The 11,178-nt window shown below is 72.7% G+C and carries 12 protein-coding genes; 5 read left to right on the top strand and 7 right to left on the bottom strand.

The window, feature by feature from the left end:
• The first annotated feature begins 398 nt into the window (after positions 1 to 398).
• The gene (locus BBH68_RS05150) at positions 399 to 1,385 is read left to right on the top strand and encodes an aldo/keto reductase (protein WP_065959170.1); all 987 of its coding nucleotides are present in this window, start codon (positions 399 to 401) and stop codon (positions 1,383 to 1,385) included.
• A gap of 109 nt (positions 1,386 to 1,494) precedes the next feature.
• Here the strand turns inward: BBH68_RS05150 and BBH68_RS05155 are convergent, their stop codons facing one another.
• Positions 1,495 to 2,061 carry a TetR/AcrR family transcriptional regulator gene (locus BBH68_RS05155; RefSeq protein ID WP_065959172.1) on the bottom strand — a complete coding sequence of 189 codons (567 nt, stop codon included), beginning with the start codon at positions 2,059 to 2,061 and terminating at the stop codon, positions 1,495 to 1,497.
• A 127-nt stretch (positions 2,062 to 2,188) separates the two neighbouring features.
• Here BBH68_RS05155 and BBH68_RS05160 point away from each other — a divergent pair, with 127 nt between their 5' ends.
• Complete coding sequence (locus BBH68_RS05160; RefSeq protein ID WP_065959175.1) at positions 2,189 to 3,124, top strand: SDR family oxidoreductase; 936 nt, start codon at positions 2,189 to 2,191, stop codon at positions 3,122 to 3,124.
• Positions 3,125 to 3,187: 63 nt separating this feature from the next.
• On the opposite strand, the gene BBH68_RS05165 is transcribed toward BBH68_RS05160, so the two are convergent.
• Positions 3,188 to 4,027, bottom strand: coding sequence for a LysR family transcriptional regulator (locus tag BBH68_RS05165; RefSeq protein WP_065959177.1), 840 nt, complete (start codon positions 4,025 to 4,027; stop codon positions 3,188 to 3,190).
• 105 nt (positions 4,028 to 4,132) lie between these two features.
• Here BBH68_RS05165 and BBH68_RS05170 point away from each other — a divergent pair, with 105 nt between their 5' ends.
• Positions 4,133 to 4,861 (top strand): SDR family oxidoreductase, encoded by a 729-nt coding sequence (locus BBH68_RS05170; RefSeq protein ID WP_065959179.1) that lies wholly within the window; start codon positions 4,133 to 4,135, stop codon positions 4,859 to 4,861.
• 5 nt (positions 4,862 to 4,866) lie between these two features.
• Here BBH68_RS05170 and BBH68_RS05175 read toward each other — a convergent pair whose 3' ends face one another.
• On the bottom strand, positions 4,867 to 6,303 hold the full coding sequence (locus tag BBH68_RS05175) for a tannase/feruloyl esterase family alpha/beta hydrolase (protein WP_065959180.1): 1,437 nt from the start codon (positions 6,301 to 6,303) through the stop codon (positions 4,867 to 4,869).
• Between the two features lie 132 nt (positions 6,304 to 6,435).
• Positions 6,436 to 6,903 carry a MarR family winged helix-turn-helix transcriptional regulator gene (locus BBH68_RS05180; protein WP_065959181.1) on the bottom strand — a complete coding sequence of 156 codons (468 nt, stop codon included), beginning with the start codon at positions 6,901 to 6,903 and terminating at the stop codon, positions 6,436 to 6,438.
• Positions 6,904 to 7,114: 211 nt separating this feature from the next.
• Here BBH68_RS05180 and BBH68_RS05185 point away from each other — a divergent pair, with 211 nt between their 5' ends.
• Positions 7,115 to 7,972: an NmrA/HSCARG family protein gene (locus BBH68_RS05185; RefSeq protein ID WP_065959182.1), complete on the top strand. Its 858-nt coding sequence runs from the start codon at positions 7,115 to 7,117 to the stop codon at positions 7,970 to 7,972.
• Positions 7,973 to 8,047: 75 nt separating this feature from the next.
• Here BBH68_RS05185 and BBH68_RS05190 read toward each other — a convergent pair whose 3' ends face one another.
• The gene (locus tag BBH68_RS05190) at positions 8,048 to 8,785 is read right to left on the bottom strand and encodes a MerR family transcriptional regulator (RefSeq protein WP_245737900.1); all 738 of its coding nucleotides are present in this window, start codon (positions 8,783 to 8,785) and stop codon (positions 8,048 to 8,050) included.
• A gap of 181 nt (positions 8,786 to 8,966) precedes the next feature.
• Here BBH68_RS05190 and BBH68_RS05195 point away from each other — a divergent pair, with 181 nt between their 5' ends.
• A complete protein-coding gene (locus tag BBH68_RS05195) occupies positions 8,967 to 9,167 on the top strand; it encodes a hypothetical protein (RefSeq protein WP_065959184.1) in 201 nt (66 codons plus the stop codon).
• A 70-nt stretch (positions 9,168 to 9,237) separates the two neighbouring features.
• On the opposite strand, the gene BBH68_RS05200 is transcribed toward BBH68_RS05195, so the two are convergent.
• Positions 9,238 to 10,089 (bottom strand): GRP family sugar transporter, encoded by an 852-nt coding sequence (locus BBH68_RS05200; RefSeq protein ID WP_065959186.1) that lies wholly within the window; start codon positions 10,087 to 10,089, stop codon positions 9,238 to 9,240.
• 145 nt (positions 10,090 to 10,234) lie between these two features.
• Entirely contained in the window at positions 10,235 to 11,098 is an 864-nt protein-coding gene (locus BBH68_RS05205) for a haloalkane dehalogenase (RefSeq protein ID WP_065959187.1), read from the bottom strand.
• Positions 11,099 to 11,178 lie beyond the last annotated feature (80 nt).

Here is an 11,178-nt window from a genome sequence, read left to right on the forward strand (position 1 = left end):
CACATTCGTCCTCGACCCCGCCGCGATCCGTACCAGCGCCCCAGGAATCTGCTTCCAGTCGGCCATCCGAACAGGCCCCCTTCCGGTAGCGAACATGCCGTACGCAGAGATGCCCCGGAGGAAAGATCAACAGATAACCGGACTGACCCTCCATTGATGCATTTCGTCCGGGAAAGAGCGTTTGTCGCGGCGCCTCCCAAGGGGGGCTTGGCGCGTCATGGATCGCGCCCGGGGCACAGTGACGCGATAACGCGTCGCCCGGGAGGGTGAGCAGCCGATCTGCGATTGACGGCCGACCGTCCGACTTGATAATGAACACCACCGCCCGTTTGACTTGGAGCGCGCTCCAACACCTAGCGTCCTGGACGGAAAGTTCCCCCAGCCCAGGAGGCAGCAGCATGACCACCGTTCCCACCCGGCACCTCGGTGAACTGGCGGTATCCGCGCAGGGTCTTGGGTGCATGGGCATGAGCCATGGCTACGGCGCGGCGGATGACGCGCAGTCGATCGGGACGCTGCGCCGCGCCCTGGACCTCGGCGTGACGCTCCTGGACACCTCCGACTTCTACGGTGCCGGGCACAACGAGGAGCTGATCGGCCGGGCCATCGCCGGGCGCCGCGACGAGGTGGTGCTGGCCACGAAGTTCGGGTTCGCCAACCGGCTGGGCGAGCCCACCGAGATCCGCGGCGACGCCGCCTATGTGCGGCAGGCGTGCGAGGCGTCGCTGCGTCGGCTCGGAGTCGACCACATCGACCTCTACTACCAGCACCGGGTCGATCCGCAGGTGCCGATCGAGGAGACCGTCGGCGCCATGGCCGAACTGGTGCGGGCCGGGAAGGTCCGCCACCTCGGGCTGTCGGAGGCGGGCGCGGAAACCATCCGACGGGCGCACGCCGTCCACCCGATCGCGGCGCTGCAGAGCGAGTGGTCGCTGTGGACCCGCGATCTGGAGGCGGAGATCGTCCCGGTCTGCCGCGAGCTGGGCATCGGCCTGGTGCCGTTCTCCCCGCTCGGGCGCGGCTTCCTGACCGGCCGGTACAGCTCGGTGGAGGGTCTGGCGGAGACCGATGTGCGGCGCACCCAGCCCCGGTTCGCGGACGGCAACCTCGAACGGAACCTGGCGATCGTCGCGAAGCTGAACGAGCTGGCGGCGGAGAAGGGGGTCACCGCCGGCCAGCTCGCCCTGGCCTGGGTGCAGCACCGGGGCGACGACGTGGTCCCGATCCCCGGCACCCGGCGGCAGCGGTACCTGGAGGAGAACCTCGCCGCCCTGGCCATCGAGCTGTCCCCCGAGGACCTCGCCGCCATCGAGGCCGCCGCCCCGCCGGAGCGGATCGCGGGCACCCGCTACGACGCGACCAGCCTGACCTTCGTCAACGGCTGATGCCGCCGGCCGCTGGTTTGCGGTGAGTACGGGACAGCGACACGCCGACGCCACGGCGTGTCGCTGTCCCATACTCACCGCAAATCCGACACCGGGCCGGGCCCGGCGGTCACGTGCCCGCCGTGACGGCCTTCAGCTCGGCGAGCGATTCCCGGATGAGGTGTGAAAAGTCCCGCTGGTTGGTCTCCTCGATCCAGCGCTCGAACGCGACCTTGAAAACCGCGACGCCCACCTCGGCGGCCAGGCTCGCGGCCGGCTCCCCGACGCCGCGTCCGCGCAATGTGTCGGCGAGAGCCGCGGACAGTGACGCGAGCTTGATCAGCTCGCGCTCCTTGAGCACCGCGTTCGCGGTGATGACGGTCTGGCGCTTCCGGGCGTGGGCGCGGCGCTCGCCGAACGCGGCTGCGGCGGCTTCGAGGGCCGCGGTCACCGCGTCGATCGGGGATGCGGACTCCGGGAGCTCTGCGACGGTGGCCACCAAGAGCTCCTCCAGGGAGGCCGCCCCCGCGAACAGCACCTCTCTTTTGTCGGCGAAGTGCCGGAAGAACGTGCGCTCCGTGAGCCCCGCCCGCTTGGCGATCTCCGCCACGGTGGTCTGTTCGTACCCGCGCTCGGTGTAGAGCTCCAGCGCGGCCTGTTCGAGCCGCCCGCGCGCGTTGGGCTCCCATCGACTCATGCCGCTGATCCTACGTGATGACAGCGACGTGATGACAGTGACTGACATCGAGTGCTACGGTCATGCCATTCCTGATGTCAGTCACTGACATCGCTTCGCACCAGTCTCATGACCGGGAGGTCTTCTCATGCGCGTTTTCGTCACCGGCGCTTCCGGCTGGATCGGCTCCGCCGTGGTGCCCCGGCTCCTCGGCGCCGGCCACCAGGTCGTCGGGCTCGCCCGTTCGGACGCCTCGGCGGCCGCGCTCACCGCGGCCGGGGCCGAGGTGCACCGCGGCACGCTCGACGACCTCGACGGCCTGCGCGGCGCCGCCGCCGCCTCGGATGGCGTCATCCATCTCGCCTTCAAGCACGACATCGCCTTCTCGGGGGACTTCCAGGGCGCCGCCGACGCGGACCGACGCGCCGTCGAGACCTTCGGCGAGGCGCTCGCGGGCACCGGCCGGCCGTTGGTCATCGCCGCCGGGACGCTCGGGCTCGTACAGGGGCGCGTGGCCACCGAGGAGGACGGCGCGCCGGACGACCCGGCCGCGGCGGAACTGGGCGCCGGGCCGCAGACCCGGCTGGCCACCGGACACCTCGCCCTCTCCCTCGCGTCCCGCGACGTCCGCTCGTCCGTGGTGCGCCTCGCGCCGACGGTGCACGGCGAGGGGGACAACGGCCTCATCGCGGCACTGATCGGCATCGCCCGCGCCAGGGGCGTCTCCGGCTACCTCGGCGACGGGACCAACCGCTGGCCCGCCGTGCACCGGTACGACGCGGCGAGCCTCATCCACCTGGCGCTCGAGAAGGCCCCGGCCGGATCAGCGCTGCACGCCACCGCCGAGGAGGGCGTGCCGATCCGATCCGTCTCCGAAGTCATCGGCCGCCACCTCGGCCTCCCCGTCGCCTCCGTCTCCCCCGAGGACGCGGCCGAGCACTTCGGCTGGCTGACCCACTTCCTCGCAGCCGACGCCCCGGCCTCCAGCACGCTGACCCGCGCGCTGCTGGACTGGCGGCCGACCCACCCCGGGCTCATCGACGACCTCGACAAGGGGCACTACTTCCACAGCCCGACCGCATGACCCGGCCTCGCCGGCGAGTGCGTCCCCACGCCCCTGCCGCGCGCCCTCGGCCCCCGGCTTCCGTCAGAGACCGGTCGCGGTCCGGACGAGGTCGGCGACGGCCTTGGACCGGCTGTGCGGTGGCCAGGCGATGACCGTCGTGACGGGCGGCGCGTCCAGTACGGGGACGGTGGCGAGGTCGCCGCGCAGATGGACTCCGCCGGACTCGGGCATGATCACGCAGGCGCGGCCGAGCGCGATCAGCTGGTAGAGCTGCGCGGTGTCCCGGGCCTGCGGACCGGGGCCGTCCGGGTACGTGCCGTCGGGGCCGGGCCAGCGCGGCAGCGGCAGGCCGGGCAGGTCGGCGACTTCGGCCATCCGTACGTGGGGGCGGCCGGCGAGGGGATGCCCGGCCGGGAGGAGCAGAACCTGCCCCTCCGTGTGGAGTTCCTCGGTGTCGAGCCCGGCCGTCGCGTCGAACGGCAGGTGCAGCAGGGCCACATCGGCCCGGCCGTCCCGCAGCAGTCGTTCCTGCTCACCGATTCCGCACAGGAGCACATCGACGCCGACCGCGCCGGGTTCGGCGGCGTAGGCGTCGAGCAGTTTCGCCAGCAACTCGCCGGAGGCGCCGGCCTTCGTGGCGAGGACCACGCCGTGGTGGCCGGTCGCGGCGCGGCGGGTGCGGCGCTCGGCGGCCTCCACGGCGTACAGCGCCGCCCGGCCCTCCCGCAGGAGCACCGCCCCGGCCTCGGTCAGGGTGACCGCGCGGCTGGTGCGCTCCAGCAGCACGGCCCCGAGGCGCCGCTCGAGCCGGCTGATCGCCCGCGACAGCGGGGGCTGCGCGATCCCGAGCCGCTGGGCCGCCCGCCCGAAGTGCAGCTCCTCGGCGACGGCGACGAAGTACCGCAACTCCCGCGTCTCCACGCCGCGATGCTATCCGGCCCCGGCCGGGATCGATACCCGTGGGGTATCGATGCGCACCCGATCGGTGTTGGCCAGGTCCCGCCGGCCCCGGCCAGGATCGGCGGTATGAGTGAACGACAGACGATCGCGCTGGTGACCGGCGCGAACAAGGGCATCGGGTACGAGATCGCGGCCGGCCTCGGCGCCCTCGGCTGGGGCGTCGGGGTCGGCGCCCGGAGCGAGGAGCGTCGCGAGGCCGCCGTGGCGAAGCTGCGCGCGGACGGCGTCGACGCGTTCGGCGTGCCGCTCGACGTGACGGACGACGCGAGCGTGGCCGCCGCCGTCAAGCTGATCGAGGACCGCGCCGGGCGGCTCGACGTGCTCGTCAACAACGCCGGCATCACCGGCGGCGCGCCACAGGCGCCCACCACGGTCGACCCCGCGACGGTGCGGGCGGCCGTGGAGACCAACGTCATCGGCGTCATCCGCGTCACCAACGCGATGCTGCCGCTGCTGCGCCGCTCGGCGTCGCCGCGGATCGTGAACATGTCCAGCAGCGTGGGCTCGCTCACCCTGCAGACCACCCCCGGCACCGAAATCGGCCCGATCGCCGTCGCGTACTCACCGTCGAAGACCTTCCTCAACGCGGTCACGGTCCAGTACGCCAAGGAGCTGCGCGACACGAACATCCTGATCAACGCCGCCTGCCCCGGCTACTGCGCGACCGACCTCAACGGTTTCCACGGTGTCCGCACCCCGGAGCAGGGCGCGGCGGTCACCATCCGGCTCGCGACCCTGCCCGACGACGGCCCGACCGGCGAGTTCTTCGACGACGCGGGGACCGTGCCCTGGTGACACCCTCAGGAAGGGGACGTGCTCAGGGAGCAGGTGTTCAGCAGGGTCCCCGGGTCCGCGCCGGCGGGTAGGGCGACGGTCCGGGACGAGGGCGGCCGGTGGCCCGTGGCGAGCCAGCCCTCGAGGGCCGTGAACGCCGTACGGTGGCATGGCGTGAGGGGACGGAGCCGGTCGGGGAACATGTCGACCAGGGAGTCCGTGTGGGTGCCGCCCTCGATGCGGTAGGAGCGGAACAGGTGGCCGCGGCCGGCCTCGCGCACCATGCGGGCGTAGACGTCGGAGTCCTGGCTGATCGGCAGCAGAACGTCCAGGGTGCCCTGAAAGGTGATCAGCGGCTTGCCGATCCGTCCGGTGAGCGCGATCTTCTCCACGGCCGGTCCGACCCGGTCCCGGCGCGCCGCGTAGTCGTAGTCGGCGTCGCAGGCCGGCGTCCCCGTCGGGCAGTACGGGGTGCCCGCCTCGGCCGTCCCGTCGAAGCCGGGGTCGAGTTCCTCGCGGTAGACGCGCTGCGTCAGGTCCCAGTAGACCTGGTAGTGGTACGGCCAGAGGAACTCCGACCCGGCCGGGAAGCCCGCGGCGTGCAGCGCTTCACGTGCCTGCCGGGCGTCCCCGCCCCCGGCGGCGTACACGGGATAGTGGCGCAGCGCCTTGGGCAGGAAGTGCAGCAGGGTGGGCCCGTCGGAGCGCCACAGGGTGCCCTCCCAGTCCACTCCCCCGTCGTAGAGTTCGGGGTGGTTCTCCAACTGCCAGCGCACCAGGTAGCCGCCGTTGGACAGGCCCGTCACCAGGGTGCGGGACGGCGGGCGGTGGTAGCGCTGGGTGGCCGTGGCACGGGCGGCGCGGGTGAGCTGGGTGAGGCGGTCGTTCCACTCGGCGATGGCGTCCCCCGGTGCCTTCCCGTCCCGGTAGAAGGCGGGGCCCGTGTTGCCCTTGTCGGTGGCGGCGTAGGCGTAACCGCGGGAGAGCACCCAGTCGGCGATGGCCCGGTCGTTGGCGTACTGCTCACGGTTGCCGGGGGTGCCGGCGACCACCAGACCGCCGTTCCATCGGTCGGGCAGGCGAATGACGAACTGGGCGTCGTGCTTCCAGCCGTGGTTGGTGTTGGTGGTGGAGGTGTCCGGGAAGTAGCCGTCGATCTGGATGCCGGGGACCCCGCTCGGGACGGCCAGCCCCTTCGGCGTCAGCCCGGCCCAGTCGGCCGGGTCGGTGTGTCCCGAGGCGACCGTGCCCGCCGTGGTCAGCTCGTCCAGGCAGGCGGACCGCTGAAGCTCGGCCCCCGGTACGCGTACCGCCGCCGAGTGCGCGCAGTGGCCGCGGTCACCGCCCGGGTTTCCCGGTGCGGCCGTGGCCGCGGCGGGGGTGAGCAGGAGAGCGGCCAGGGCGAGGGCTGTCGGGACACTCCGCCGCCGGATACGTGAGGGGGAGCGAGAAGCAAGACGCATCAGTGTGCCTCCGAGGGCGAGCGAGGATGCCCGGGAGGCTATGAGGCCCGGCGTGCCCCGGACCATGGGTGTGCCGACCACCGTCGGTCTCCCGGCGGTGGTTCGGCACCCCATTCACCGGGCCGCCGCTCGCTAGGCCACGGCCCCGCCGGTGTTGCGGATCATCTGCTGGAGGACCTTGAGCGCGGTGACGTAGTCGGCGTCGTCGATGCCCTGGTGGATGCGGGCGCGGATCGCCGGGGCGTGCTGCTTGAGGCGGGCGCGGGCCTCGTCGCCGGGCTCGGTGATCCACAGGCGTCCCTCGTCGTCGCGGGTGAGCCAGCCCCGCTCCAGGAGGACTTCCGCCTCGGCCGCCAGGTCGTCCTCGGGCCTGAGGTAGCCGCTCATGGCCTGCCGGAGTTCGGGGAGGGTCATGCCGTGGCCGTCGGGCGAGATGTCGTTCTTGGAGAGATTGCGCAGCAGCCAGTACTGGGGCTGGGTGAAGCCGAGTTCGGCCTGCTGGGCCCGGGTGAAGGCGATGAGGGCCTCGTAGGCCACCCCGGTCCAGTACGCGGCCGGCTGGGCGGCGAGCTCGGCGTCGGGGGTGTGCGGGGACGTCATTGCGGTGCTCCCTGTGGGTGATCGTCGGGTGCGTGATCTTCGGATGCGAGCACCGTAGAACTTGAAGTGAGGTTGAGATCAAGGCGGCGGAGCCGACAGGCCCGGGCTCACCGGTCGGCAGCGCCTTGATCGTGTACAACGAAGGCGCACGGGCACGCACGCGCCCATCGTTTCCGAGGTCGTCGGCCTCGGCAGTTCTAGGAGTACGCAGATGATCACAGTGCTGGGAGCCACCGGAGGCCAGGGCGGCGCGGTGGCCCAGGCGTTGCTGTCGGCGGGGCAGGGCGTCCGGGCCGTGGTCCGTGATCCCGCGGAGCCGCGGGCCCGCCGGCTCGCCGGGCAGGGGGTGGAGCTGGTCGCCGGTGATCTGTTCGACATCGCGTCGCTGACGGCGGCCTTCGACGGGGCGTCGGCGGCCTTCGCCGTGACCACGCCGTTCGAGTCGGGGACGGACGCGGAGGTGCGGCAGGGGCAGGCGATCGTCGAGGCCGCCGGGCGGGCCGCGCTGCCGCATCTGGTGCTGGCCTCGGTGGCCTCGGCGGACCGCTCCACCGGCGTCCCGCACTTCGAGAGCAAGGCGCGGATCGAGGAGGTGCTGGCGCGGGCGGGGCTGCCGGCGACCGTGGTCGCGCCGACGTACTTCTTCGACAACGCCCTGGGCGGGCTCCAGGAGATCGCCGAGGGCGTGCTGTCGCTCGCCGTGCCCGGCGACACCCCGCTCCAGCAGGTCGCCCGCCGCGACCTGGGTGCCGTGGTGGCCGCCGTGATCGCCGACCCCGAGCGGTGGGTGGGACGGCGGGTGGAGGTCGCGGGCGACGCGCCCACGCCGCGGCAGATGGCCGCGGCGATCGCCGCGGCGGCCGGCGGCCCGGTGGCGTACCGCCATGTGCCCCTGGATCTGGTCCGGCAGGCGAGCCGGGACATGGGCGCGATGTACACGTTCCTGACGGAGACCGGCTACGGCGTGGACATCGAGGCGCTGCGCGCCGACTTCCCGGGCGTCGCCTGGACCTCTTTCGCGGACTGGGCCGCCGAGCAGCACTGGCCGCAGCCGCGTCCGCTGGGCTGAACACGGCGGTCTCATGCGGTGTCATCATGCGGCGTCGTCTTGCGTTGCCGTCTTGCGTTGCCGTGATGCGGTGCCTCATGCGGTGTGGCCGAGGTACGTCAGATAGGTGTGCAGCGCCGCGGTGGCGCCCACGCCCTGGAGGCTGCGGCGGTGGAGGTCCTGCCCCCGGCGGGTCAGCTCGCGCAGCACGTGCTCGGGGTTGCCGGTCCGCCGCAGTTCGTCCACGACCGCTTTGATGGTTTCCAGCAGGTAGTTGCCCTGCCGCAGGAGCGCGACGACATGCGCGGCCCGCAGCTCGGCGCGGGGGTAGAGCCGGTATCCGGTGGCCGGCTCGCGGTCCGGCCGCAGCAGGCCGCGGGCTTCCCAGAGCCGGAGTACGGGGGGCCGGACGCCCACGGCGCGGGCGACCTGGCCGATGCGCAGCGGGCGGTGGGTGGTGAGCGGGGGGATCGCCTGGTTGGCCAGGACGGTGCTCAGGGCCTCGTGTACGGCGGCCAGTTCGGCGCGCTCGCGGTCCAGCCGGGCGTGGCCGGCGTCGAGGGCGGCCAGGGCGGTTTCCAGGTCGCCGTCGTGCACGGCGCGCATGATGGCGCGGGCGGTGGGCCAGCCGTGGCCGGCGGCCAGGGCCCTGGCCGTGGTGAGGGCTTCGGCGTGGGCGTCGGTGAAGACGCGGTAGCCGCCGGGGGTGCGCTCGACCGGCGGGAGGACTCCCGACTCGACGTAGTTGCGCACTTGCTGGACCGAGATTCCGGCCGTCCGCGCGAGGTCGATGACGCGCAGCCGCTTCCCCATGTCACCCCCGTCGTTCCGCATCCGGGACCGTCCACCCTAGTCCCTCACCTCCGGTTGAGACTTTTCGGGCATCTCAAAAGGCCGAGCAGCGGTTTTGATTCCCAAAGTCCCTATAAGCAATTGAATGAAACAATTGATACCGAGGGCCCGGCCGGTGGCGGCCGCGGCCCGATGAGGTTTCCGTGCGCGAAAGGCGGCGAAGGTGAAGTTCCTGCTCGAGGTCAATGTGGATGACGGCCGGCTGGCGGAGGACCCCGTGGGTGAGCTGGGCCGCATCCTGCGGTACTGGGGCGGGAACCTCCGCCACTACGCGATGAAGCCGGGCGACGGTTCGGCCATCTACGACTCGGACTACCAGGAGGTCGGCCAGTGGCGCCTGGTCGCGGCCGGCCAGGACGCGTGACCGGCACATCGGATGGCGGGCCGGCCGGGGAGACCCGGGGGCCTCGGGTCGGGTGTGCCGGGTCCCGGCCTCAGCCCAGGGTCAGCGCGACGATGGCCACGGCCGCGCTCACCAGGCCGACCGCCTGTTTCCGGGTGACCTTCTCGTGCAGGGCCGTCAGCCCCAGGACGGTGGGGACGGCCGGGTAGAGGGAGGCCAGGACGACGGCGATGGCGAGCAGCTGCCGGTGGGCCGCCTCGAGGTAGAGGATGAGCCCGAGCGCCGCCCCGGCGCCCGTCGCGAGGGACTGGACCTGGAGCTTCGCCGGCTGCCGCCGGAACCGCGGGGCGTGGCGCAGGGCGCTGGGGAGGAGGGCGGCGACGGCGGCGAGGCGCCCGGCGGCCACCGGCCACAGGCCGCTGGCGGGGTCGGCCTGGGCGAGCCCGATGTACTGGACGGCCACCCCCAGGCTGGCGATCAGGCCGTCCGCCGAGGACCGTACCGTCCGGGACCCGGGCTCGCCGCGGCCGAGGGCGGCACCGCCGGAGACGAGCCACAGGGCGGGCACGGTGACGCCTATGCCGAGCCAGGCCAGGACGGTGGGGCGGTCGCCGAGGAAGAACACCCCGCACAGCACGGACAGCGCCACCCCGGTGACCGCGCTCAGCGGGATCACGACGCTCATGGCGCCGCGGGTCAGCCCCCGGTTGAGGAAGTGCATGGCCGTGCCGCTCCCGACGCCGGACAGCGCTCCCCACAGGACGTCCGCCGGCCGGACGGCCTCGGCCGGCACCACGAGCGCGGCCACGAGGGCCAGGAGGAGCCCGCCGATCTGGCCGAGGAAGGTGACGACGGTGAAGTGGGCGCGGCGGGACAGGATTCCGCCGAAGAAGTCGACGAGGCCGTAGCAGAGCGCGGAAGCCAGGGCGAGAAGAGCAGCCATCCGCTACGGCTTCCCCGGCTCGGCCGTCCCGACTCCCCACGTGGAGGCGGTGATCACGGCACCTCCGCCGCCCCTCGACCGCCCCCGGGGCACCACCCCGGGTCACCGCCCCCAGGGCGCCGTCACCGGTTCGTGCGGGAGCGGGTCATACGGCGCGGAGGCCGCGTCGGTCCGCCCAGGCCGACAGCGCCGCGGCGATCAGCGCTGGCCGATCCTCCGGCGTGTGGTGTCCGGCGACGGCCTCGGAGTGCTCGATCTCCAGGCCCGCGATGTTGTCCGCGCACCACGCGATGAGGCCGTGGTGCATCATGACCCCCGGCCCGGGCGCGAAGGTGAGCAGCAGCTTGGGCACCTCCGAGCTCGCCTTCAGCCACCGGTCGTACGCCTCGATCCTGGCCACGACGTCGGCGGGCTCGCCGCCCAGCGGCATCGAGCGCGCCCACCGCAGCAGCGGCAGCCTGCTCTCCCGGGTCGGGTACGGCTTGCGGTAGACGTCGGCGTCGCCGGGGGCCAGCGGGATGACGCCGCTGTCGGGCAGTCCCTCGATGAACAGGTTGTCGTCGAGCATCATCGCCTCTCCGACGCCGTCCGTCTTGATCGCCCGGAACAGCTCCCGGCCGCCCTCGGGGAACTCCTCCCAGGTCATCGGCTTGACGATGGTCTCGGTGAACGCGATGCCGCGCACCCGGTCCGGGTGGCGCGCGGCCCAGTCGAAGGCCAGGGCGCCGCCCCAGTCGTGCCCGACCAGAATCACGTCCTGGAGGCCGAGCGCGTCGAACCAGGCGTCCAGGTAGCGGGCGTGGTCGGCGAAGGTGTAGTCGATGTCGGGCTTTCCCGACTCCCCCATGCCGATCAGGTCGGGGGCCAGCAGCCGTCCGGGGCCGACGGCGGGCATGACGTGCCGCCACAGGTACGACGAGGTCGGGTTGCCGTGGAGGAAGACGATCGGCACGCCGGTGCCGGACTCCCGGTAGTGGATGGTCGAGTCGAGGACGTGGGCGGTGGGCATGGCGCGGTCCTTCGTACGGAGATCGGGGTGTGGGTCGCGGTGGCGGGGGTGTTGGTCGGGGTGGTGGTTCAGCGGAAGGC

The sequence above is a fragment of the Streptomyces sparsogenes genome (assembly GCF_001704635.1).
GTDB classification, from domain to species: Bacteria; Actinomycetota; Actinomycetes; order Streptomycetales; family Streptomycetaceae; genus Streptomyces; species Streptomyces sparsogenes.